Below are 24100 nucleotides of genomic sequence, written 5' to 3'. Positions count from 1 at the left end.
GCAAACGTATCAAGGAGAGGACGAGCAATGGCCACAGCACCTTTGGGAGCGATGCAGGACTGGACCATGCGGATCACGCACGTGATCGATCACGCCGCACGCGAGGCGGGTGAGCGCGAGATCGTGACCCGCTGGGCAGATGGCAGCGAGACCCGCACCAACTGGGCTGAAATCAAACGCGATGCGAAGAAGATGGCGCAGGCGCTTCTGGCGCTGGGGATCAAGAAGGGCGACCGCGTGGCAAGCCTCGCCATGAACCACTCGCGCCACCTCGTCAGCTGGTACGGTGTCGCTGGCATGGGCGGCGTGCTCCACACGGTGAACCCGCGCCTGTTCGACGACCAGCTCGAGTACATCGTCAACCACGCCGAGGACAAGGTGCTGTGCTACGACGCCGCGTTCCAGCCGATCGTCGACCGGATGAAGTCCCGCTGGACCACGGTCGAACATTACATCTGCTATGACAGCGGCGAGCATGCGCCCGCCTTCGAAGACTGGATCGGGGAGCAGGACGGCGACTTCGAATGGGTCGGCGGCGCGGAAACCGATCCCTGCATGATCTGCTACACCTCTGGCACCACGGGCAATCCCAAGGGCGTGCAATACGAGCACCGTTCGACGATGATGCATGCTCTCGCTGGCTTGCAGCCCTCGGCGTTCAACTTCAGCGCTTCGTCCGTCATGTTGCCGGTCGTCCCGATGTTCCACGCGGCCAGCTGGGGGCTGCCCTATGCCGGCGCGATGGCGGGCATCAAGTTCGTGTTCAGCGCGGTCAACGATCCGGCGGTGCTGCATGAACTGATGATCCGCGAAGGTGTGACCGATAGCGCCGGTGTGCCGACCGTCTGGCTCGCGCATTTCCAGTATTGCGACAAGGAAGGCCTCGACCTGCCGCCCTTGAAGGCCGCGACCATCGGTGGCTCGGCCTGCCCGAAGTTCATGATCGAGCGGCTGATGAAGAACGGCACGCGCGTCCAGCATGCCTGGGGCATGACCGAGACCAGCCCCATCGGAACCGTTGGCGGACCGACCTGGAACTGGGACGAGCTCAGTTTCGAAGAGAAAGTCGCCAAGACCGCGATGCAGGGCCGCCCGATCTTCGGCGTGGAGCTGCGCACGGTGGATCTGGACGACATGATGACCGAGCTGCCGCGCGATGGCGAAAGCTCGGGCGCGCTGCAGATCCGCGGTCCGTGGATCATCAAGCGTTACTTCAAGGCGGAGAAGGACGCGGTGAACAATGACGGTTGGTTCGACACCGGCGACGTCGGCATCATCCATCCCGACGGGACTCTGCAACTGACCGACCGCACGAAGGACGTGATCAAGTCCGGCGGTGAATGGATCAGCTCGGTCGAGCTCGAAAACGCAGCTGTTGGCCATCCCGCTGTGGCGGAAGCTGCTGCCGTTGGCATGTACCACCCGAAGTGGGACGAACGCCCGGTACTCTTCGTCGTAAAGAAAGAAGGTGCGGAAGTGACCTCGGGCGAGGTTATCGAGTTCCTCGCGGACAAGGTAGCCAAGTGGTGGCTGCCCGACGCGGTCGAGTTCATCGACGAGATTCCACACACCGCGACGGGCAAGATTTCGAAGAAGGATCTGCGCGACCAGTTCGCCGATTACAAGCTGGAGGATGCTTCATGAGCGACGTCTACATCGACCCATCGCCGGTAAACTTCCAGGCGTTCAAGGACCTCCCGCGTGACGAGCCGATCCATATGCTCAACCTGCTGCTCTACCGCGACCTAGCCGAATACCCCGAAGGACATGAGCATCACGGCAATGGCTGGAGCGGTCGGCGCGCTTATGAGGAATATGGCAAGACCAGCGGTCCGATCTTCCGCCGCGTGGGCGGCAGCATCGTGTGGCGCGGCGCGTTCCAGACGATGGTGACGGGGCCGGATGACCGCCAGTGGCACGATGGTTTTGTGGCGCAATATCCGAACTCGGGCGCATTCTTCGAGATGATCAAGGACCCGGACTATCAGAAGGCGGTGGTCAACCGCACTGCCGCGCTGGTCGACAGCCGGCTGATCCGTTTCAAGCCGGGCGAGGGCGGGGACGGGTTTGGTTAGGTCCGCTAACGACCCGAAAGCAGACATTCGGACGAACGATAACTTTCGCTCAAATGAAGCAGTCCTCGCGGCTGGGCGGCCAATTTTGGGTTTGCGACAATTCATGCTAAAACGTGGTCATTCGGGTCGCCAGCGACAAGAGATCTACTGATCTTTACTGGTGAGGCACGTCGATGAAAACTTCCCGACCACTCGCATTGCTGCTGTGTGCAGCTCTCTCTGCAACCGCATTCGCCAAACCTCCGCCGGACAAGGGTAATGGTGGTGGCAATGGAGGAGACGATCCTCCGGCAGCTTTCGATCCTGAGTTTGCGGGAATTAGGCTCGGCGGCCGCAATAAACCTGATCAGCTCGTGCTTAAAAACAGAGACTTTTCCGCCGAAGTCATCGCTTATGAGGCCGACGAAATCCGGTCTCCTCAGCTCTCGGTCGACAGTGCCGGCCTTATTGCAACTCTCGTCGGCTTCGACACGATAATGCTCCAGTCTTGGTCTGCTGAGAACGGCTTTTCCATAACTGCGCCCCAACCAGTTCACTCGAACTCGCTTGGTCTCGGGCCGCCGTCCTTCTCTCCAGACGGGACGCGCATGGCCTACCTCGAAGCGGATAGTGCCGGAGATCCGGTTCTGAGCGTTTGCATCATTCACCCGACAGAGCTTGCGTGTGAAGCTTTTCAGTCGGAACCAGCACTCCTTGGTTGGACATTGCGGACTGTCACTTTTCACCCGGAGGATAACGACAAAGTCGTCATATTCGGTAGTCCGCAGGGTGTCATCACGGAGGGAGTTTATATTCACACCCTTGGCAGTCAAAATGCTCCAGGACCGGCGGTCACACAGTCAGTTGATGGCGTTGGCGACGCTGGCCGGGCACAAGGCGGCTATCCTCCTCTGTTCGTTCAAAGTGAAGGCGCGCAGCCTAGCTTTTACAGTCTTATCGATGGCCAGAAGGTCGACATACCCTTTGCTGGGTTCGGTTACAATTTCACATTCAACTGCAGAGGCGACACTTTATTCCACCTAGAAACTGGTAGCGGTGGTGCGTCTCTGGCTGTCACCCCTTTCGGCGGTCCCATTGAAAAGGTGGGGAGAAAAGAAGGGTTCAATATCAATGCAGGCTACGACTGGATGCCCAAAGACTGCCCGCCCATGCAGGCAAATTAACTAGCTTTCCCGGCAAGAAAGGCAGGCGCACTGCTCTAGTCATAAACCTTATTGGCCAACGCAGCGCAGTCTCGTGATTGTATGACGTTTTTAGCCGCAGAAGGCTCATTCTAGACAAGTGTGAGCGTCGGCTTTCCACCCCCACATTCGGACATTACAGCAAGCGCATCTGGCCGCCGACCTCAGGCGGTCTGAACTTCGTGCAATCGAGCTCGAACTTCGCCTTTCCCAGCCCCGCCCGTTTGCACGCCACCCTAAACCGCGAGCGGAACAGGTCCGCCCACACGCCCGTCGGCCTGAGGCGGGAGAAGAAATTGGGGTCGTTGTCCTTGCCGCTCCGGATCGATTGCACGATGCTCATCACCTTGCCCGCGCGGTCGGGAAAGTGAACTTCCAGCCACTCGCGAAATAATGGCGAGACTTCATGCGGCAGGCGCAAGGGTATCCACCCGCAGCTATCAACGCCCAGCGCTGCTGCGCGCTGGACGATCTCCTCCATGAACTCGTCTGTTATGGCGGGGATGACCGGCGCGACCGAGCAATGGGTGGGTATGCCCGCCTCGGCCAGTTTTCCCAGCGCAATGAGTCGCTTGGCAGGCGCAGCTGCGCGCGGTTCGAGCTTACCCGAAAGCTTCGGGTCGAGGCTCGTTACCGAAATCGCCACCGCCACCAGCCGCTGCTTTGCCATTTCGGCGAGCAGGTCGATATCGTCCACCACCCTGTCCGACTTGGTCGTGATCGTCACCGGATGGCGCGCATCGAGGCACACCTCCAGCACGGAGCGCGTGATGCGGTAGCGCCGCTCGATCGGTTGGTAGGGATCCGTATTGGTCCCCATGGCGATCGGTTTGGGCCTGTACTTCGGCTTTGCCAGCGTTTCGCGCAGCAGTTCCGCCGCATTGGGCTTGACGAAAAGCTGGGACTCGAAGTCCAGTCCGGGCGAAAGGTCGTGATAGGCGTGGGTCGGGCGCGCAAAGCAATAGACGCAGCCGTGCTCGCAGCCGCGATAGGCATTGATCGAACGGTCGAAGCCGATGTCGGGTGACTGGTTGAAGCTGAGGATCGTGCGCGGGCGTTCTTCTGTCACATGGGTGCGCAGCGGGGGAGGGGTGCCGTCCAGCGTCTCCACCCAGTCGCGCCAGTCGCCATCCGCCTCGCGTTCGGACAGGCCGAACCGCGTGGAAACCTCAGCGGATTGCGCCCCGCGTCCTTTGACCGACTCTCTTTGCATGAACGGAACATACAAAGAACAAATGCATCAGTCTATCTCAGATTTCCTTGAGGCGCGGCATGAGCTCGACGAAATTGCAGGGCCGGTTTCGGCTGTCGAGCTGTTCGGCGAGAATGCCGTCCCAACCGTCCTTCACCGCGCCGTTCGAACCGGGCAAGGCGAAGATGTAAGTGCCGCCCGCCACCACCGCGCAGGCGCGCGACTGGACGGTGCTGGTCCCGATGGTTTGCAGGCTGAGATAGCGGAACACCTCGCCGAAACCCGGAATGTCGCGACCCTGGTGCGCTTCACGCACCCGGTCGAGCGCCTCGGGCGTCACGTCGCGCCCGGTCAGACCGGTGCCACCGGTGGAGACCACCGCATCGACATTCGGATCGGCGATCCACATATCCAGCTGCTCGGCGATGACACTGGCATCGTCACGCAGGATCAGCCGAGCGGCGACCGTGTGACCTGCGCTTTCCGCCCGCGCTGCGAGGATATCGCCCGAGGTATCGTTCTCCGCGGTCCGCGTGTCGGAAACCGTCAGTACCGCGATGTTGATGGGTTTGAATTCGCGGGCTTCGTCGATGGCCATCAATTGCTCCGTGTCAGGCGTATTCCACGCCCGCCACTAGCATAGGGGAAGGTCGGCCACATCCCCTGAGCGAGAGCGGCACGAGAGAAGGATTTCACGCCCGCCTGCCGCTCGTACATCCAGTAATTGCGCATTACGATCGCAACGTAGCTGCGCGTTTCCCAATAGGGGATCGATTCCATGTAGAGCAGCGGATCGCCCTGATCGTTGATTTCGCTGTTCCAGCGGGTCACCGGCGTCAGGCCAGCGTTATAGGCAGCCATGATCTTCGGCAGCAGGCCCTGCGTCGCGCCGCTGTCGCGCAGCATCTCGAGATTTTCCTGACCGAAGGCGAGATTGACCTCCGGATCGTTCAGATTGACGTAGCTCGCACTCATGTTCAGCCGGCCGGCGTGCTGTCGCACGGTGATCGGTGTAATCTGCATCAGCCCGCGTGCGTTGGCCGGGCTCACGGCTGCGGTGCGGAAGTTCGATTCCTGCAGAGCATGGGCGAAGGCGAGGGCGGGGTCGACCTGCCAGCCATTGCTCGGGCTCCACTTCGCGGTCGGATAGCGCAGCGAAGGCTCGGAGCGGGTGCCATATGGCGCGTTATAGGCCATCCAAAGCTGCGTCTGCGGCATACCGAGATCGCGCGCGAGGCGAGAGAGCGAGTCATATTGCGAAGGATCGCCGATGCGTGCCTGGTGGCGCAGGACTTCATCGGCGAGCGAAGTGCGCCCGATTTCCGCCAGCGAAACCGCGGTGCGCACATTGGGCACGCTACGGAGCTCCTGCCAGTCCGCGCTGTTGAAGTCGGGCGTGGTGTGCCCCGCCGGGATGTCCTGACCTCGCGCCTCGATCGCGAGCATGCCGTAGAGCGTCTCGTCGAACTGCGCGGCAGAGGCGAGATGGCGCTCGGCTTCGCCGGGCTGGCGACAGCGAGTGTAGGCGCGATTGGCCCAGAAATGCGCGGCTGAGCGAAGCTCCACATTGGCCGCACCGCTCGCCGACCGGGCAAAGGCGCGAGCAGAGGTCTCGCAATCGCCCAAGCGCCATGCCGCAAGCCCGGCGACCCAATCGCCTTCGGCCACCCATTCGCCAGACCCGTCTGATACAGTCTGCGCCATGTTCAGCGATGCGGTGTCCTGGTTCTCGATGTAATAGCTCCAGGCGACCCGCTGCCGCCATTCGGCGCGGGCCTGCGGACTGAGCATCGCGTCGATCCCGTCGAGCAGCATGCGTGCCCCGTCAGGATCGTCATTCTTGATCCGGTCGAGGATTGCGCTGCGCAAATCGCTCGGCATCGTACCGTCTTCGACCGTGCGCGGGAGGAGGCGCTTGGACGAATAAGGCTGGCGCACCAGTCGCTGTTCCTGCGGCAGGGGCGGGGCGTATTCGAGCCCGCGCTTCTCGCCGAGGCGAACGAGCTGTTCGGCCTGGGGCAGCAAGGTCCCTTCCTCGAGCCAGGCGGCGATCTGCTCCGCGCTCACCTTGGGGCTATTGGCGTGTGTGTAATATTCGGCGCGGGCGACGGTGTGGAGCGGCCCTTCGCTGCGGTTCTGGAGCAGCGTTTCGACCTCGTCCCATTGCTCGCGGTCGATCGCGCGGAAGAGGTTGGTGTAATATTCCTTCTCGTCCTGGCTCAGCAGGGCGGGGACGGTGCTGTCCGTGATGCGGGCGCGGAAATACTCGGCGCTGGTATTGGCGGAGGCTGCAACGGGTGAGAATGTGGCGATTCCGGCCGCAAGAGCCATGAAAGCTGTGGCTGCACGTGTTCTACGCCCGCGCAAATGTACCATCTTCAATCGTCCGTCCATTCAAGCCATCTTCGCCAGAAGCGAGCCTTCAGCCGCGGCATCGCCATCAGGCTGTCGAGTCCCTCGCTAACGAGAAGCGGCACCCTGCCTCTCTCATGGTTGATTTCGCGTAAAGGTTTAGTCCCCTGCGCCGCATTGTGCCCCAAAAGCGGCAAAATGTTTGCGCCGAAGGCAATAATCTTGTGCGGAGCTTTCAGCGCGATGTGATGCATCAGCACTTCGTGATAGCCGGCGTCGGCCATCGCGCTGCCTTCGGCGAGGGGCATGTGGCGGGGCAGGGCCGATGCGAGGTAGAAATCCTGCTCGCCAAAACCCATTGCTGTCAGCATCCGGTCGAGCAAGCGCCCCTGCGGGCCGGACAGGAGTTTTTCTGCGTCGTTTTCTTCCGGATCGGTGACGAGGACCATCAAATCGGCATCGGGGTTCCCGCGCGGTGCCACCCGGCCACGCGGTCCGATTGGATCGAGGCCGGGCGCGGTCAGCCACCATTCGTGAAACGCGGCAAGGTCTGACGGCCGACTGCCAGCGAAAAGATCGATTTTTTCAGGTGCCGCGGGTTTCGCGACAGGTGCGGCTGCACCTCCAGATTGCGCTGCAGTCTCAGGCGTCTTTTCCGCCTCCGGCTCTGCCAGCCAATCCGTAGCGTCATCGGCGAAGTCGCAATCGACCCCGGCATCGCGCCACCAGTCGAGCGCTGCTGCAAAATCGCGCGGATCGAGGGGGTTTGCCTGGGTCATACTCACTATTGCAGGTCTTGACCTTCAAGAGCCCAGCAATCAAGGCGTTGCGTAAAGATTGGACACCGAATTTTGCCAAGGACGAAAGCGCCATGACAGACGAAACGACCGCCGAAGATATCGAACGTGAATCGATGCCCTGTGATGTTGTCATCGTGGGTGGAGGCGTTGCCGGCCTCTCCGCCGCGATCCGGCTGAAACAGATCAACGAGGAACTCGAGGTCGTCGTGCTCGAAAAGGGCAGCGAAATCGGGGCGCATATCCTCTCGGGCGCGGTCGTCGATCCCAAGGCGCTCGACGAGCTCTTCCCAGAATGGCGCGAGATGGACTGTCCGATGGCGGAAACGCCGGTGACCGACAACTGGCACTGGGTCCTCTCGAAGGGTAAGAAATACTCGCTGCCACACGCTATGATGCCGCCGCTGATGAGCAATCACGGCTGCTATACCGGCTCGCTCGGCAATCTTACCCGCTGGCTGGGCGAACAGGCAGAGGCGCTGGGCGTCATGGTCTTCCCGGGTTTCCCGGCTTCGGAAGTCATGTTCAATGAAGCGGGCGCTGTCACCGGCGTCATCACGCAGGACATGGGCGTCGCTGCGGATGGATCGCACAAGGGCGATTACCAGCCCGGCATGGAGATCGAAGCGAAATACACGCTCTTCGCAGAGGGTGCGCGCGGCAACCTCACCAAGAAGATGAAGGCGAAGTTCGACCTCGAGGCGAATTGCGAGCCGCAGGTCTATGGCCTCGGCATCAAGGAATTGTGGGACATCGATCCCGACAAGCACGTGCCGGGCCGCGTCATCCACACGCAGGGCTGGCCGCTTTCGGAAAGCGATAGCTGGGGCGGGGGCTTCCTCTATCATCAGGCAAACGGTCAGGTGGCGCTCGGTTTCGTGACCGCGCTCGATTACAAGAACCCTTACGTTTCGCCCTATCAGGAATTCCAGCGCTGGAAGCAGCACCCGGCGATCCGCGAATATCTCGAAGGCGGCAAGCGCGTGGCCTATGGCGCGCGCGCCATCAACGAAGGTGGCTGGCAGTCGGTGCCCAAGCTCGCCTTCCCCGGCGGCGCGCTGATCGGCTGCGCTGCGGGCTTCGTCAACGTGCCGCGCATCAAGGGCAGCCATACCGCGATGAAGAGCGGCATGCTGGCAGCAGACAGCATCGCTGCGGCGATCGCTGCGGGTAGCGAGCACACCGAGGTCGGCGATTACGAGGCGACCCTGCGCGAAAGCTGGATCGCGGACGAATTGAAGAAGGTGCAGAACGCAGAGCCTGCCGTCGCCAAGTTCGGCGGCGAATTGGGCACGATCATCGGCGGTATCGACATGTGGATGCGCACGCTCAAGATCGGCCTGCCGATTTCGATGGGCCACCACCGCGACTACGAGCAGCTTCAGCGCGCCGATCTCTACGAGCCGATCGACTATCCCAAGCCGGATAACGAAATCACCTTCGACCGGCTTACGAACGTCGCCTTCTCCTTCACCAACCATGCCGAAGATCAGCGCAACCATCTCAAGGTGTGCGATCTCGAATTGCAGAAGGAAAGCGAACTGGAAGTCTTCGCCGGTCCTTCGGCCCGCTATTGCCCCGCCGGGGTCTATGAATGGCTGGAGGACGAAGATACGGGCGAGATGAAGTTCCAGATCAACTCGCAGAACTGCGTCCACTGCAAGACCTGCGACATCAAGGATCCGAACCAGAACATCGAGTGGACCACGCCCGAAGGCGGCGGCGGACCGAACTATCCGAATATGTGATTGTGGCGATCCTCCTCTTTTCGAGCGGGGAGGATCACTTTCCTACTTCACGCGAAGCTGGCATCCGACAGGCTGCTCTTTCGCATCGTCGGATTCCTTGTGCGTTTTCCAGAATGCGCGATTTGTGTAGGCAAAGTGTCAAGTTGACCTTTTGTCATTAAGCCCCTGTGTTCAAACAGGAAATGCGCAAATCGGCTGCTTGACAGGGTGTCAATTGTGTCAAGTTTGTTGGGAATGGCAGACAAGCGCCATTCCGCCCGCTAAGCCAATTGCGTGACACTCACCGAAACCGCATTCGCCAAGATCAATCTTGCCCTGCATGTGCGGGGCAAGCGGGACGACGGCTATCACGAGCTCGAAACGCTGTTCGCCTTCGTCGATGCGGGCGATACGCTCACCGCGCGACCTGCCGAGGCGGACCGGCTCGAGACGTTGGGCGAGTTTGCCGGAACGCTCGACAATCCGTTCGACAACCTCGTCTCTCGCGCGCTGACTTCGCTCCCGCGTCCGCAGGGCCTGCACATCACGCTCGAAAAGAACCTACCCGTCGCGGCGGGGCTGGGCGGCGGCTCGGCCGATGCGGGCGCGGTGTTCCGCATCGTCGAGCATCTGCATGGACTGCCAGACGACTGGGAGGAGCGTGCGACGCGCCTCGGTGCAGACGTACCCGCCTGTGTCCGCAGCGAAATGGCGGTCGGGCGCGGCACCGGCACCGATCTCGAACCGGTCAAGAACGATATGGCGGGCATGGCGGTTTTGCTGGTCAATCCGCGCATTCCACTCCCCACGGGTCCGGTCTTCAAGGCCTGGTCCGAAAATGGCGGCGAGGATCTGGGGCCGCTCCTCAAGGGCTCGGCTCGCAAAATCGCCGAGACAGGCCGCAACGATCTGCGCGAGCCGGCGATCGGCATTTGCCCGGCCATCGGTGACGTGCTCGCCAAGCTGGGCCATACCGAGCCGTGGATGCATGAAATGTCCGGTTCCGGGGCGACCTGCTTTGCGCTCTATGAATCCGTGGAGCACCGTGACAGGGCGGCGCGGGTGCTAGCGGAACTGGAACCGCATTGGTGGCAAATGGTAGGTCTTTTGAGATGATCCTTGACGACAATCCCTATCGCCAGGTCGGCGAAGTCAAGCGCGGCGGAATCGTCTGCGTGGCCGACCATGCCTCCAACTTCGTGCCTGACGATATCGACCTCGGCATACCGGCCGAATTGCTGAACGAGCATGTCGCGCTCGACATCGGGGTCGAAGGCATCGCCGAAAGGCTCGCCCGTCGTCACGGCGTTGCGGCACATATCGCCTGCGTCAGCCGTCTCGTCTGCGATCTCCACCGGGAGGAGGACCATCCCAAGGTCGTCCCGACCGAGAGTGACGGTCACCTCATCCCCGGTAACATCGGTGCGGATATCGAGAAGCGGCTCGAGCTGTATCATCGCCCCTATCATGAGGCTCTCGGCAAATGGCTCGATCAGATTCAGCCCGAACTGATCGTCTCGTTGCACAGCTTCACGCCCGAACTGGCGACGAGCGACGAGGAGCGTCCGTGGGAATGCGCGCTGCTCTACAATGAAGACGATCGCGCGGCGCGTCACGCGATCCGATTGTTCTCGGAGCTCGGCCTCAATGTCGGCGATAACGAGCCCTATTCGGGCAAGCAGTTGAACGCGACGATGAACCGCCATGCCGAGGCGCATGGCCGCTATTACCTCGCGCTCGAGATAAGGCAGGACCTGATTGCAACGCGCGCCGAGCAGTCGCGCTGGGCGGCGATGGTCGCCGATGTTGCGGGCCGGGTGCTGCTCGCGCTCAAGGCGCAGGCCTGAGGCAGTGGGCCTGATCCAGAAAGCCCGAAACAAGCGCTGACGCGGCGCTTTCAAGAAATTCTGTTTCGCGCAGGGCTGTTGCTGCGATAGATTTACTGCCATTGCGGCCTGCGAAAGCCTTGCAAGCCGCCAAAGCGTAATGGAGTATCGCATGCCTGCCTATCGTTCCCGCACCACCACCCACGGCCGCAACATGGCCGGCGCGCGCGGATTGTGGCGCGCAACGGGGATGAAGGACGATGATTTCGGCAAACCGATCATCGCCATCGCCAACAGCTTCACGCAGTTCGTGCCGGGGCATGTGCATCTGAAGGATCTCGGCCAGCTGGTCGCGCGGCAGGTCGAGGCGGCGGGCGGCGTTGCCAAGGAGTTCAACACCATCGCTGTCGATGATGGCATCGCGATGGGCCATGACGGGATGCTCTATTCGCTGCCGAGCCGCGACCTGATCGCGGACAGCGTCGAATACATGACGAACGCCCATTGCGCCGATGCGCTGGTGTGCATCTCGAACTGCGACAAGATTACGCCGGGGATGCTGATGGCGGCAATGCGGCTTAACATCCCGGTGGTCTTCGTCTCGGGCGGCCCGATGGAAGCGGGCAAGGTCGTGGTGAAGGGCAAGGAGGTCGCCCTCGACCTCGTCGACGCCATGGTTGCCGCCGCCGACGATTCCTATTCGGACGATGAGGTCACCGCGATCGAGCAGAATGCCTGCCCGACCTGTGGCTCTTGTTCGGGCATGTTTACCGCCAACTCGATGAACTGCCTGACCGAGGCGCTTGGCCTCTCGCTACCCGGCAATGGCTCCACTCTCGCAACGCACGCCGACCGCAAGCAATTGTTCGAGCGGGCAGGGCGCCTCGTCGTCGCGCTCGCCAAGCGGTATTACGAGGAGGATGACGATACCGTCCTGCCGCGCAAGATCGCCACGTTCGAGGCTTTCGAGAATGCGATGAGCCTCGACATCGCCATGGGCGGTTCGACCAACACCGTGCTGCACCTGCTCGCCGCTGCGCACGAAGCGGGCATCGATTTCACCATGCGCGACATCGACCGGCTGAGCCGCAAGGTGCCGTGCCTGTCGAAAGTCGCTCCGGCAAAGTCGGACGTGCACATGGAAGACGTTCACCGGGCGGGCGGGATCATGGCGATCCTAGGGGAGCTCGAGAAAGCCGGGTTGCTGCACACCGCCGTGCCTACCGTGCACAGTCCGACGATGGGCGATGCGCTCGACGATTGGGACATCGGGCGTACGAAGAACAACAACGTGCGCGAACTCTATTCCGCAGCGCCGGGCGGCGTGCCGACACAGACCGCCTTCAGCCAGGATCGTCGCTGGGCGGAACTCGATCTCGACCGCGAGAATGGCGTGATCCGCAGCGCCGAGCATGCCTTCAGCAAGGATGGCGGTCTTGCGGTGCTTTACGGAAATATCGCGCGCGACGGTTGCATCGTGAAGACCGCGGGCGTGGATGAAAGCATCCTCAAGTTCTCAGGTCCCGCCAAGGTATACGAGAGCCAGGACGATGCTGTGACCGCGATCCTCACCGGTCAGGTGGTTGAAGGCGACGTGGTCGTCATTCGCTACGAAGGACCGCGTGGCGGACCGGGTATGCAGGAAATGCTCTATCCCACCAGCTATCTCAAATCGAAGGGGCTGGGTGCTGCCTGCGCTCTGCTGACAGACGGACGCTTCTCGGGTGGAACGTCGGGCCTGTCGATCGGCCATGTGTCGCCCGAGGCGGCCGAAGGTGGTGAAATTGCTCTGGTCGAGAACGGTGACACCATAGCGATCGATATTCCGGGTCGCACAATCATGCTCGAGGTTTCGGACGATGTGCTGGCGCAGCGTCGCGAAGCCATGGAGGCGAAGGGCGACGAAGCATTCCAGCCAGCCGAACAGCGCGAACGCAAGGTCAGCGAGGCGCTGCAGGCCTATGCGATGATGACGACAAGCGCGGCCCGCGGAGCGGTGCGGGATATCTCGCAGCTCAAACGGCGCTGACATATGCGCACTGCGTTTGCCTGCTTTGCCACGTTCGGTGCGGTTGCATGTGCCGCGGAAAGCGCGCCCACACCTGGTGACGCGATCGAATGTGCGCTCGGGCAGGGTGCAGAATTCGAAGCGGTGTGCACCATGGAGCGCGCGAGCGAAGATGGCGCGCAGCAGATAATTCTTCACCATCCCGATGGCGGTTTTCGCAGGCTGACACTTCTTCCGGATGGCAAGGGTGTCGAGCCTGCCGATGGCGCTGGTGCCCTGGCGCAAAATCTTTCCGGCAACCGTCTTGAAGTTTCAATCGATGGAGATCGCTACCGCCTGCCAGCGAAGCCGATGGAGACAGCGACCCGTGAGTAACTCTCAGGTTCTCACGGTTTCGCAGATGCAGGCCGCCGAGCAGGCGATCTTCGACGAAGGCACCAGCGTCGACGAACTTATGCGCATTGCCGGGACCGGCGCGGCCGAATGGGTTTGGCGCGTCGCGGCGAGTCGTTCTGTCACTGTCCTGTGCGGCCCCGGAAACAATGGCGGCGATGGCTATGTTATAGCGGAAACTCTGCGCAAGCGCGGGCTTCCAGTGCAGGTTGTCGCGCCGATCGCTCCAAAAACCGATGCCGCGCGGAACGCGCACCGTGCCTTTCGCGGCAATACGCTGAGCTCGGGCAAGGATGCCAAGGGTCAGGTTCTGGTTGATTGCCTGTTCGGTTCGGGCCTGACGCGCGAGCTTTCTCCCGAGCACCACCTGTTGCTGCGCGATCTCGCTGCGCGGCATGGCACCCGTATCGCGATCGACCTGCCTTCCGGTGTCGAAAGCGATAGCGGTAACCAGTTGAACGAACGCCTGCCCACTTACCATCTCACACTGGCTCTCGGCGCGTGGAAGTTTGCGCATTGGCGTCTGCCCGCCAGAACGAACATGGGCGAATTGCGGCTCGTAGAAATCGGAGTCCCGGCTACGCCCGGTGCCGCGGAACTGATCGAGAAGCCTGCGCTCAATCCACCCGCCGATGACGCACACAAATACAAGCGCGGGCTCTGCGCGGTCGTGGGAGGTGCAATGGCCGGCGCAGCGCTGCTGGCGAGCAAGGCCGCGATGCGGGGCGGGGCAGGCTATGTGAAGTTGTTCGCTCCGCATTCCCATCCGGCGGCGCCTGCAGGGCTGGTGATCGACGAGGGCTCGCTCGACCAGAATCTGGCTGATGAGCGGATTGATGCCGTGCTTGCCGGCCCCGGTCTGGGCCGGGACGCCGACGCGGCTGATCGACTGCGCGCGGTGTTGAAGCATGATCGGCCGGCGGTGCTTGATGCCGATGCGCTGGTGCTCCTTGATCCGGACATGCTGGGAGAAGCGGCGGGCTTTCTTGCGACGCCGCATGACGGGGAACTTGAAACACTCTGCCGCACATTTGCGGTCGTCGCTACTGGTAGGCAGGAACGGGCGCAGGCGCTTGCCAAGGTCAGCGGCATGGTGGTCTGCGCCAAGGGCCCTGACACCATTATCGCAGCGCCCGACGGCAGATTGGCTCTCGCAACACCTTCTCCAAGCTGGCTTTCAACCGCCGGAACCGGCGATGTTCTGGCGGGAATTGCAGCGAGCCGCATGGCGACGGGACGCGATCCATTCGAGGCTGCCCGCGAAGCGGTATGGCTCCATGGCGAGGCGGCTCGGCAATGCGGACCGGCGTTTACGGCAGACGAGCTTGCGGATGCGGTATCGGGTGCTATCGCCGCCGCACTATGAGGCGCACCACTTGAGCGACACTTCCGAAATTATCCGCATCGCCGCGAAGGGGGATGGCGTCACGGCGGACGGAAAGCATGTTTCGGGCGCGGTCCCGGGTGATGTCCTGCGCTCTGACGGTTCGCTCGATCTCGGACCGCACCACGTTTCGCCGCCCTGCCGTCACTTCGGCACGTGTGGTGGTTGCCAACTGCAACACGCGGACGAGGTGACCCTTCGGCAGTTCGTCACCGACAGGGTGTTGAACGCTGCTGAGGGGCAGGAGATAACGCCAGAAGAGGTGCTGGAGACGCATCTCTCGCCGCCGCGCAGTCGGCGCCGTGCAACGCTTCATGCCATGCGCATCGCCGACGGCGCGGTGCTGGGTTTTCGCGAAAGCGGTTCGCACCGCATCGTCGATCTGGCAGAATGTCATGTCATCGCGCCCGAATTGTTCGATACGATTGCGCCTATTCGCGATTTCGTCGGCAAGCATGGCGGGAAAGGCGCTGTCGATGTCGAACTCACACTCACCGATCAGGGTGTGGACTGCGGCCTCAAAAATCTGACGGTCGAGGGGCTGGAGGCGACGGAGGCGGCGCTCGAACTGGCACAGCGCAACGGATTTGCGCGTCTCACTCTCGACATGGGCTTCGGGCCGGAGGCGATGTGGGAGCCGGAGCCGGTCACCATCACACTGGGCGGTGTGCCGGTCGGCTTTCCATCCGGCTCGTTCCTGCAAGCGACGCAAGATGCAGAAGCGGTGATGATCGCAGATACGCGCGAGTGGCTGCAAGGGGCCTCGCCGATTGCGGACCTCTTTTCGGGTCTCGGAACTTTTGCATATTCGCTGGCGGACCCGGCCAAGTTGCTGGCGGTGGAGGCGGCGCGCGATGCTTTTCTGGCATGCAAGAGCGCCGCCGGGCGCAGCGGGAAACCCGTCCATGCTCTTCACCGCGACCTGTTTCGCAATCCGTTGCAGCCCGACGAACTGAACCGGTTCGGAGCCGTGTTGCTCGATCCGCCTCGTGCCGGGGCCAAGGATCAGATCGACCGGATAGCGGAAAGCACGCTGGAGCGGGTGGTCTATGTCAGCTGCAATCCGTCAAGCTGGGCACGCGATGCCAAGCGCCTGGTCGAAGCAGGATTCACGCTCAAGAAATTACGCCCTGTCGGCCAGTTCCGCTGGTCGACCCACGTGGAACTAACCAGCTATTTCACGCGCTAGCTGCGCAACGCAGCCAGTATCTGCTCAAGCAGCCATTTGCGCGCTTCCGGCTCGACATAGGCGTGGCTGCCCCCTTCGCAGCGGGCAATACGCGGGTCTGCTTTGTCCCACGCGTTGTCGAACAGCTGAGCGGTGCGATCTGAACTCGCGAGAAGAATACGGGTATCGCCGACGAATGCCTCGAGTCCAACGCGCATTTCTTCGGCGAGACCGGTCGGCGCTGTTCTGGACACAACCGAGGACGCCAGTCCGCGCGCCAGCTTGCGGAGGTCGACGCCGCCGGTGACGAGGCGCTTCAGCTCCGCCGGATTACGCAGCTTGTCGAGATAGCGCGAACGGATCGCATCGGGCGGGGGCAGGTCGCTCCCCTCGGCTTCGTCCTCGATGGTCCAGGGATTCGATAGCACCAGCGCGTCGCATTCGGACCCTGAGGCAAGCATCAGAGCCGAGGCTGCATCGCAATTGCCGAAGCCGACGACCCGATCCACCTGTGGAGCGATCGCGCGGAATGCTTCGATTGCAGCGCGCATATCCTTTTTCGACTTGCGGAAGCCGCGGTTCTCGCCCTCGCTGTCGCCTATGCCGCGCCGGTCGAAGCGGAAGACGGGAAATCCCGCCTTTGCGACCTGCTGCGCGAGCATGGCCTGACCGGAGAACGCCCCCGACCGGAGTTCATTCCCGCCCGTCACAATGAGCAAGCCGCTCGTGCCGGGTGCTGTATCGAGCGTGCCAGCAAGCTTGTGCGTGCCACAGCCGAACTGGAGATGGAGGCGGCTCATGCGTCTGCCTCGCCCACACCTAGCGAGCGTGCGATGATTTCGGCGAGCGCATCGGCCTGTTCAAGGTTCTCGTCGGGTTCTGCGCGTAGCCAAAGGCCCGTTCCGCCCAAATCCGACTGAGCAATTGTCAATTGCTGGGGCGTAGACACAGGCTCGGCGGTCTCAAGGGCGGAAAACATCGCCGCCGAAAGCTGCCATCCGGCCAGTTCGATGCCCTGTGTGCGACCCAGTTCCTGCAATTCGGCCAGTGTCTCCTCGCGGCCAGCCTCGCGTGCGGAAATCGTGCGCGCCCTGAGCATGCTGCGGAGCAGTTTCGCGCCGCCCACTGGCGCATATTGCCAACCCGGGAGATTTGCCGGCGCGAGGATGGCACCGCCACGCCATGTAAGCACATGGGTCGCATTGCAGTGCTGGCCAGCGGCATCGGCGGCTGCGGTCCAATGGGTGAGGGAAAGGCTATCGAGAGGAACGAGGCTCTCGTTCATTCCCGGCAAGCCGGGCAGGAATGTGTCGATGCCCGCCAGATCGAGCCTACGCATCACTTCGACGGCCTGTCGCCTGAGTTTGTTGGCTTCATCGAACAGGGCCGGGAGTACGAGCACTCGCGCATCGCGGCTCTCATCGATCTGGACCGCCAATTCCTCGCTTGTCTGCCCATTGGGCAGCGCGCAGGTCCAGCTGGTGACCAGCAAAGGCTCTAGCCCTCGATCACCTTGGCCTCGGCAAAGGCGAGCAATCCGCCATAAGTCTCGAGCATTTCACCATCGACGTCGTCATCTTCGATCAGGATGTCGAGCCGATCTTCCATTTCCGTGAGAAGCCCCGCGACGGCCATCGAATCGAGTTCAGGAATATGTCCGAACAGGCCGGTTTCATTGTCGAATTCGGCAACGACCGAAGGTTCGAGGCCGAGCACGTCGCACAGGACGGACTTGAGCTCGCGATCTATCTGGGCGCGGCTCGGTCCAACAGCGGAATCGGCGGCATTCGCGCCTTCCGCGTTCTCGTCAGTGCTCCTTGCGGTATCGCCGGTCATTCTGAAGCCAATCCCCTGCGTCAACGGGCGCTCGCCTTAGCCTTGGCGAAAGCGCTGTGCAAGCGGGCGCAGTTTACGCTTGGCTAACTCAGGCCAGCTGCGGGTCTGGCGCAGATCGAGGCAGTCGATCTCGAAGCGCGGGCGGACCTCTTCCATCCAGTCCGCCTTGTACGGATCGTTACCGGTGCCAAAGTCGACCAGGTCGACGCGATCGACGTCGATGACATGCTCGAAAAGCGCTGCGGTCAGCGTCGTTCCGGCCGAAAGCGGCTTGTGACTTTCGAGATGGGCGAGCTTGTGAATATAGGCTTGGCCGTTCTCGACGGTCCAGAACTGCGCGGCGACGGGGACGCCCTCGTGACGCGCTATGCCGAGCCGGATGCGACCGGCAGCGCCTTCTTCTTCGGCGAAGCGTCGCAACAGATCCGGGCGGTCTTCCGCAGGCTTCCAGCTCTCCGAGTAGATTTCCTCGTAGCTTGCCCAGACATCTGCATCGAATCGCGTCAGAATTTCGACATCTACCTTCTTGGCCTTACGTTTGAGCGTGGTGCGCATCCGGCCGGCCCGCGATTCCCAATATTGGGCGAAGCTGCGTCCCTTCACGGGCAGAACGTGGTTGTAGTCGCACTGCTTGCGTGTGACCGACCATCCGGCCTTGCGGAATGCGGCATCGAGCCTCGTCGCCGAGCCATCTTCATCCGGCACGGGCCACAGCGTTACGCGGTGCGAACGCGACCGCAGCTGTCGCGCAATCTCCGTCAGCATCGCATCCCCGCCGGGGCCTTCCGGTGCCAATTGCCGCCAGGTAAAGCTGTACCAGTGGCGAAGCGGCTCGATCCGGTGACCTGTTTCAGTGAGGGCGAGCGCGGCGGAGCCCTCGTCGTCACTCGCCAGAACCACCAGCGGATCGAGCCCCGCGTCGGCAAGCAATGCGAACCACTCGGAACGTTCAAAAGGTGAGGGCGCAGGCTGACACACGCCTTGCAAGACGTTAACCGTCTTATGGTAGCTCATCGCCGTCACGTGATACCGCTCCTGGAAACCCAATGAAATCTGCGCCTGATCCCGTTCCCTTGCCGCTCGACCATCTTGCCGAACGTGGCCGGGAAAACGACCCTGCGCTGGTTCTCAAACACGAGACCCTTAACCATGAGGAGTTAAGGCATCGTGTCGCGCGGCTTGCTTCGTGGCTGGTGAGCGAAGTGCCCGAGAGGGGCGCGCGGGTCGCGACCTGGGCTGCCAAGGGCGAGCTGACTTGTCTTATGCCTCTGGCAGCGGCTCGCGCAGGGCTGGTCCATGTGCCGATCAATCCGCTGCTCAAGCACGCGCAGGTGGCGCATATCCTGGCTGACAGCGGCGCGGTGATGCTGATCGGGACCAAGGCGCGGCTCGCGACGCTGGAGGATGGCAATGTTCCCGAGGGGTGCCGCGTGCTCGAGGAGCAGGAGGCGCTCGATGCTGTCGCCGCGCATGATGGCAGCCTTGGTCCGAGCGAGGCCGACACGGACGATCTCGCTGCGATACTCTATACCAGCGGATCCACGGGGCGGCCCAAGGGCGTGATGCTCAGCCATGCGAACATGTGGCTCGGTGCGGTGAGCGTGGCGCATTATCTCGGCATGGAAAGCGATGACGTAACGCTCGGCGTTCTGCCGCTGTCGTTCGACTATGGCCAGAACCAGCTGCTTTCGACCTGGTATGCTGGCGGCAGCGTGGTTCCGCTCGATTACCTGTTTCCGCGCGACGTGATGAAAGCCTGTGCGAAGCATGGTGTGACGACGCTTGCAGCGGTGCCGCCTCTCTGGGTGCAATTGACCGAGCTCGAGTGGAGCGATGATGCGACGCAGACCATGCGGCGGCTGACCAATAGTGGCGGCGCGTTGACCGTCGATCTGGTGCGCGATTTGCGGGGTATCTTTCCCGATGCGCGGCTGTTTCCGATGTATGGCCTGACGGAGGCTTTCCGCTCGACCTTCCTTGACCCGAAACTGGTGGATTCACATCCAACTTCAATGGGTAACGCGATACCCTTCGCAGAGATTCTCGTGATCAATGACGCTGGCGATGTTGCCGCGCCGGGTGAGGAGGGTGAGCTGGTCCATTGCGGTCCGCTGGTGGCTCATGGCTATTGGCAGGATGCCGAGCCGACGGCCCAAAGGTTCAGGCCCGCGCCGACGGCAAGCACCTATGGCGGAACGGCGGTCTGGTCCGGGGATCGCGTGAAGCGCGAAGCGGACGGGTTGCTGTATTTCGTCGGGCGGCGAGATGCGATGATCAAGAGCGCGGGCAATCGCATAAGCCCACAGGAAGTCGAAGAAGCGGCGCTGGCCACCGGATTTGTCGCCGAAGCGGTCGCGCTCGGCATTCCCGACGAGCGGGTTGGCCATGCGGTGCATCTGGTGGTGCGGGCAGAGCCAGGTGCACAGGATGCAGAAGTGCAATTGCCAAAACTTCTATCAAAAGAGCTGCCTAACTTCATGAACCCTCAGGAAATTCACTGGCGCGAAGCCATGCCGCTCAACCCCAATGGCAAAATCGACCGCACAGCCTTGCTTAAGGAGCTTTCGCAATGAAGCCGCTTGGTCCCATACCTAAAGGTTTCGAGGCGATCGGCGGCGAACTTGCCGTGGGCGGCAAGCCGGTCAGCGCGCTGGTCGAGGAGGCGGGCTCGACGCCGCTGTTTGTCTATTCGCGCGAGCGCCTGAGCCAGCGTGTCGCCGAATTGCGCGCCGCGATGCCCGAACGGCTCGGCATCAACTACGCAGTGAAGGCCAATCCCTATGGCCCGGTGCTCGAGCACATGGCGACGTTGGTGGACGGATTCGACATTGCCTCGGGCGGCGAGCTCGAGATTGTACGCAAGGCTGGTATCGACCCTGCCAAGGTCAGTTTTGCAGGGCCCGGCAAGCGCGACGAGGAATTGCAGGCTGCGATTGCGGCGGGCGTGACGCTGAATTGCGAATCCCCGGGCGAACTCGACCGCACGCTGGACCTGGCAAAGCGCATGGGGACGACCCCGCGCATCGCCTTCCGCGTAAACCCAAGTTTCGAGATCAAGGGCTCGGGCATGAAGATGGGGGGCGGCGCCAAGCCCTTCGGCAGCGATGTCGATTTGGTCCCTGAAATGATCGCGCGCGCGCTCGTGAACGGTGCCGAATGGCGCGGGCTGCATATCTTCGCCGGATCGCAGGCGCTTTCGGCAGAGGCACTGGTAGAAACGCAGGCCAAGACTTTGGAATTGGCCGGAAAAATCGCACACGCTGTTGGAAATCCCCTGCCGAAGCTGAACATGGGCGGTGGTTTCGGCATCCCCTATTTCCCGGGCGATGAGCCGCTAGATATCGCTGCAATCGGCTCAGAACTGGGGGAGAAACTCGCGCATTTGCCTGCCGAGCTTGGGGAAGCGGAGTTCTGTATCGAACTCGGTCGCTACCTCGTAGGCGAAGCCGGAGTTTACCTCACGCGCATCGTCGATCGGAAGGAAAGCCACGGGACGACCTATCTGGTGACCGACGGCGGGCTCCACCATCAGCTTGCCGCATCGGGCAATTTCGGCACGGTCGTCCGCCGCAACTATCCTGTCGCGATCGCTTCGAAATTCACCGCCGAACCGGAGGAGGAAGCAAACGTTATTGGCTGCCTGTGCACCCCGCTCGACCGGCTTGCCGATGCGGCGCACCTGCCGCGAGCCGACGTCGGCGATATCGTCGCGGTGTTCTGCGCCGGAGCATATGGCGCGACAGCAAGTCCTGCGCAATTCCTCGGCCAGGGTCCGGCTGCCGAGTTGCTTGTTTAGAAAGCGTTAAGACCCTGTCCCGAAACGGGAATGTTACAACAAAGACCTAGCATCACTAACGAGATGTTCACCCTTTTAAGCGAGGGAAAGTGCCTGTTCCGCGGGTTCGGAGCAGGCAGGTCGCTCCTGCCGGACGCATCGATCCCGCATGCCAAGGCAAGGATGTGCATTGATGCAAGGTTTCAAACTCCGCTCGCTTCACGCTGGCTGCGCGCTGGCCGTGCTCGCTCTCACCGGCTGTGCCGGGGGTAGCGGTCAGGAGCTTCCGCCCGCTTCTTTCGTCGCCCTGCAAGAGGGTCCGGGCGAAGAATATGTGATCGGTCCGCTCGACGAGCTGACGATCCACGTGTGGCGCAATCCCGAACTGAGCGCGGAGAAAATCCAGGTTCGCCCCGATGGGCGGATCACCATCCCGCTGGTCCGCGATATGCCGGCCGTCGGCAAGACGCCGACCATGCTGCAGGAGGATATCCGCCTCCAGCTGTCGCAATACATCCAGGAGCCGATCGTTTCGGTGATCGTGAACGAGTTCGCCGGCACCTTCAGCCAGCAGGTTCGGATCGTCGGTTCGACCGAGAAGCCGGCCTCGCTGCCCTACCGCGCGAACATGACCGTGCTCGATGCGATGATCGCGGTGGGCGGCCTCAGCGAGTTTGCCGCTGGCAACCGCGCCAAGCTGATCCGCTTCGACAAGCAGAGCGGCAAACAGGAAGAGTTCGGCCTGCGCCTGACCGACCTGCTTAAGCGCGGCGACAGCAAGGCCAACGTCATGCTCAAGCCCGGGGATGTGATCATCATCCCGGAAAGCACGTTCTGAGGGGGCTGACGGGGGCATGAGCGAAGTCTTCGAAGAATTGCGCGCCGCGCTCTATTCGGTGTGGCACCGCCGCTGGCTGGCGCTTGGCGTCGCCTGGAGCGTGTGCCTGCTCGGATGGCTCGTAGTGGCAATGATCCCGAACAGCTACCAGTCGCGGGCGCGTATCTATGTCGACCTCGACGATGTGCTGTCCGAGCAGATCGGCATTGCCGGGGACGGCAAGCAGGAAATCATGCGCGTGCGCCAGACGCTCGCCAGTTCGGTCAATCTCGAGAAGGTGATCCGTTCGACGCGCCTCGGCGAAGAGATACAGGATCGCGGCCAGATGGACGCGGCAATCGCCGACCTAACGAAGAAGGTCGAGATCAAGAGCGAAGAGGACAACCTCTTCGAACTCAACGCGACCGTCGGCAAGAGCGACTTCTCCGACGCCGAGAACGCGGTGCTCGCACGCGACGTCGTCCAGAAACTGATCGATATTTTCCGCGAGGAGAACATCGCCGGCAACCGCAGCGAAGTCGCGGGCACCATGGTATTCCTCGACCAGCAGCTCGAAGATCGCAAACGCGAGCTTGAAGCGGCCGAACAGCGCCGCCTTGCTTTCGAAGCGCAATATCCCGAGTTGATCGGCGGTTCGAGCACGCTCGCCACCAAGATCCAGCAGGTCCGCACCGAGTTGCGCGGGGTCGAAGGTGACCTCGCCGCTGCGCAGAGTGCGCTTGCGGCCATCAACGGCCAGATCGCCGGTACGCCGCGCACCATCGTGACCTCTAGCGATGCGGGCGGGGCACGCGGAGCGCTGATGCAGGCGCAGTCGCAGCTTGCCCAGTTGCGCGGGCGCGGGCTGACCGACGAACATCCCGATATCGTGGCCACCACGCGCCAGATCGAGCTGCTGCGCCGCCAGGTCCAGGCCGAAGGGCCGAACAGCGCGTCCGGCACACCCAATCCGGCCTATACATCGCTCATTTCGATCCGCGCGGAACGCCAGGCCAATGTCGAAGCCATGCAGGCGCGCCGCGCCGCGCTTCAGTCGGACATTGCCGCACTGCTCGGCAGTCAGGCAACCGAACCCGAAGTCGCTGCCGAAGCCAACCGGATCAGCCGCGATTACGAGGTTCTCAAGACCAAGTATGACGAGCTTCTGCAGGACCGAGAGGAAATCCGCCTGCGCGGCCAGGTCGAAAACGAGCGGTCCTCGCTCAAATTCGACGTGATCGATCCGCCGGTGGTGCCGCGCAAACCCGCTGCGCCCAACCGTCCGCTGCTGCTGCTAGGCGTGCTGCTGGCGGGCCTCGGTGCAGGGGCCGGTGTCGCCTACGCCATGGGCCAACTGCGCTCGACCTTCAGCACTGCGAGCAAGCTCGAACGCACGCTCAAACTGCCGGTCGTGGGATCGATTTCGCACACGGTGAAGGAGGGCGCGAAAGCGCTCCAGGCCAAGCGGTTCAAGCAATTCGTGGGCGCAACTGCGGCGCTGGGCGGGGTCTTCGTGATCCTGCTCGCGATCGAGTTCGTCCAGGTCGGCAGCGTGGCGTGAGGGGATAG

At 62.3% G+C, this 24100-nt stretch carries 22 protein-coding genes; 14 read left to right on the top strand and 8 right to left on the bottom strand.

All coding sequences use genetic code 11. From position 1 onward, the window contains the following. Positions 1–27 precede the first annotated feature (27 nt). The 3 genes from CCE89_RS14250 to CCE89_RS14240 all read left to right on the top strand — a co-directional run bounded on the left by CCE89_RS14250 (position 28) and on the right by CCE89_RS14240 (position 3238). Entirely contained in the window at positions 28–1644 is a 1617-nt protein-coding gene (locus CCE89_RS14250; RefSeq protein ID WP_234990099.1) for a long-chain fatty acid--CoA ligase, read from the top strand. Further along, positions 1641–2075 (top strand): DUF1330 domain-containing protein, encoded by a 435-nt coding sequence (locus tag CCE89_RS14245; protein WP_086438700.1) that lies wholly within the window; start codon positions 1641–1643, stop codon positions 2073–2075. The genes CCE89_RS14250 and CCE89_RS14245 overlap by 4 nt, the downstream gene beginning before the upstream one ends. 173 nt (positions 2076–2248) lie before the next feature. Further along, positions 2249–3238, top strand: coding sequence for a hypothetical protein (locus CCE89_RS14240; RefSeq protein ID WP_143256054.1), 990 nt, complete (start codon positions 2249–2251; stop codon positions 3236–3238). 154 nt (positions 3239–3392) lie between these two features. Here CCE89_RS14240 and CCE89_RS14235 read toward each other — a convergent pair whose 3' ends face one another. From CCE89_RS14235 to CCE89_RS14220, 4 genes are read right to left on the bottom strand one after another with little or no spacing between them, the layout of a single operon-like run. Further along, complete coding sequence (locus CCE89_RS14235) at positions 3393–4469, bottom strand: PA0069 family radical SAM protein (protein WP_086438698.1); 1077 nt, start codon at positions 4467–4469, stop codon at positions 3393–3395. Positions 4470–4506: 37 nt separating this feature from the next. Then, positions 4507–5046, bottom strand: a complete 540-nt coding sequence (moaB, locus tag CCE89_RS14230; RefSeq protein ID WP_086438697.1) for a molybdenum cofactor biosynthesis protein B — start codon at positions 5044–5046, stop codon at positions 4507–4509. Then, on the bottom strand, positions 5046–6779 hold the full coding sequence (locus tag CCE89_RS14225) for a lytic transglycosylase domain-containing protein (protein ID WP_200810362.1): 1734 nt from the start codon (positions 6777–6779) through the stop codon (positions 5046–5048). The genes moaB and CCE89_RS14225 overlap by 1 nt, the downstream gene beginning before the upstream one ends. A 47-nt stretch (positions 6780–6826) precedes the next feature. Continuing rightward, positions 6827–7579 carry a uracil-DNA glycosylase family protein gene (locus CCE89_RS14220; protein ID WP_086438695.1) on the bottom strand — a complete coding sequence of 251 codons (753 nt, stop codon included), beginning with the start codon at positions 7577–7579 and terminating at the stop codon, positions 6827–6829. A gap of 92 nt (positions 7580–7671) precedes the next feature. Between CCE89_RS14220 and CCE89_RS14215 the strand changes: the two genes are divergently transcribed. From CCE89_RS14215 to CCE89_RS14185, 7 genes are all read left to right on the top strand, one after another. Then, complete coding sequence (locus CCE89_RS14215; RefSeq protein WP_234990098.1) at positions 7672–9345, top strand: electron transfer flavoprotein-ubiquinone oxidoreductase; 1674 nt, start codon at positions 7672–7674, stop codon at positions 9343–9345. 273 nt (positions 9346–9618) lie between these two features. Further along, positions 9619–10440, top strand: a complete 822-nt coding sequence (locus CCE89_RS14210; RefSeq protein ID WP_086438694.1) for a 4-(cytidine 5'-diphospho)-2-C-methyl-D-erythritol kinase — start codon at positions 9619–9621, stop codon at positions 10438–10440. Further along, positions 10437–11171: an N-formylglutamate amidohydrolase gene (locus CCE89_RS14205; RefSeq protein WP_086438693.1), complete on the top strand. Its 735-nt coding sequence runs from the start codon at positions 10437–10439 to the stop codon at positions 11169–11171. Before CCE89_RS14210 ends, CCE89_RS14205 begins: the two co-directional genes overlap by 4 nt. A gap of 151 nt (positions 11172–11322) precedes the next feature. Beyond that, on the top strand, positions 11323–13179 hold the full coding sequence (ilvD, locus tag CCE89_RS14200; protein ID WP_086438834.1) for a dihydroxy-acid dehydratase: 1857 nt from the start codon (positions 11323–11325) through the stop codon (positions 13177–13179). A 3-nt stretch (positions 13180–13182) separates the two neighbouring features. Then, positions 13183–13533 (top strand): hypothetical protein, encoded by a 351-nt coding sequence (locus CCE89_RS14195; RefSeq protein ID WP_086438692.1) that lies wholly within the window; start codon positions 13183–13185, stop codon positions 13531–13533. Then, on the top strand, positions 13526–14917 hold the full coding sequence (locus tag CCE89_RS14190; protein ID WP_234990097.1) for an NAD(P)H-hydrate dehydratase: 1392 nt from the start codon (positions 13526–13528) through the stop codon (positions 14915–14917). Before CCE89_RS14195 ends, CCE89_RS14190 begins: the two co-directional genes overlap by 8 nt. Before the next feature lie 10 nt (positions 14918–14927). Continuing rightward, positions 14928–16124: a class I SAM-dependent RNA methyltransferase gene (locus CCE89_RS14185; protein WP_086438690.1), complete on the top strand. Its 1197-nt coding sequence runs from the start codon at positions 14928–14930 to the stop codon at positions 16122–16124. Here CCE89_RS14185 and CCE89_RS14180 read toward each other — a convergent pair. Genes CCE89_RS14180 through CCE89_RS14165 form a run of 4 tightly spaced genes read right to left on the bottom strand, consistent with a single transcriptional unit; the run spans position 16121 to position 18953 of the window. Next, positions 16121–16903: a hydrolase 1, exosortase A system-associated gene (locus CCE89_RS14180; protein WP_086438689.1), complete on the bottom strand. Its 783-nt coding sequence runs from the start codon at positions 16901–16903 to the stop codon at positions 16121–16123. The genes CCE89_RS14185 and CCE89_RS14180 overlap by 4 nt on opposite strands. After that, positions 16900–17595, bottom strand: a complete 696-nt coding sequence (locus tag CCE89_RS14175) for a hypothetical protein (protein ID WP_086438688.1) — start codon at positions 17593–17595, stop codon at positions 16900–16902. Before CCE89_RS14175 ends, CCE89_RS14180 begins: the two co-directional genes overlap by 4 nt. 5 nt (positions 17596–17600) lie before the next feature. Next, positions 17601–17939 carry an acyl carrier protein gene (locus tag CCE89_RS14170; protein ID WP_143256052.1) on the bottom strand — a complete coding sequence of 113 codons (339 nt, stop codon included), beginning with the start codon at positions 17937–17939 and terminating at the stop codon, positions 17601–17603. A gap of 36 nt (positions 17940–17975) precedes the next feature. After that, positions 17976–18953 carry a GNAT family N-acetyltransferase gene (locus tag CCE89_RS14165; RefSeq protein WP_086438687.1) on the bottom strand — a complete coding sequence of 326 codons (978 nt, stop codon included), beginning with the start codon at positions 18951–18953 and terminating at the stop codon, positions 17976–17978. 32 nt (positions 18954–18985) lie between these two features. Between CCE89_RS14165 and CCE89_RS14160 the strand changes: the two genes are divergently transcribed. The 4 genes from CCE89_RS14160 to CCE89_RS14145 all read left to right on the top strand — a co-directional run bounded on the left by CCE89_RS14160 (position 18986) and on the right by CCE89_RS14145 (position 24092). Then, entirely contained in the window at positions 18986–20512 is a 1527-nt protein-coding gene (locus CCE89_RS14160) for an acyl-CoA ligase (AMP-forming), exosortase A system-associated (RefSeq protein ID WP_086438686.1), read from the top strand. Beyond that, positions 20509–21735, top strand: coding sequence for a pyridoxal-dependent decarboxylase, exosortase A system-associated (locus CCE89_RS14155; RefSeq protein WP_086438685.1), 1227 nt, complete (start codon positions 20509–20511; stop codon positions 21733–21735). The genes CCE89_RS14160 and CCE89_RS14155 overlap by 4 nt, the downstream gene beginning before the upstream one ends. 172 nt (positions 21736–21907) lie before the next feature. Next, entirely contained in the window at positions 21908–22552 is a 645-nt protein-coding gene (locus CCE89_RS14150) for an XrtA/PEP-CTERM system exopolysaccharide export protein (RefSeq protein WP_086438684.1), read from the top strand. A 16-nt stretch (positions 22553–22568) separates the two neighbouring features. Continuing rightward, on the top strand, positions 22569–24092 hold the full coding sequence (locus CCE89_RS14145; protein ID WP_086438683.1) for an XrtA system polysaccharide chain length determinant: 1524 nt from the start codon (positions 22569–22571) through the stop codon (positions 24090–24092). Positions 24093–24100: the final 8 nt, after the last annotated feature.

Origin of the sequence: Altererythrobacter xiamenensis, from assembly GCF_900177715.1 — a bacterium.
Lineage (GTDB): Bacteria > Pseudomonadota > Alphaproteobacteria > Sphingomonadales > Sphingomonadaceae > Erythrobacter > Erythrobacter xiamenensis.
This window is presented reverse-complemented; position numbering and strand designations above follow the sequence as displayed.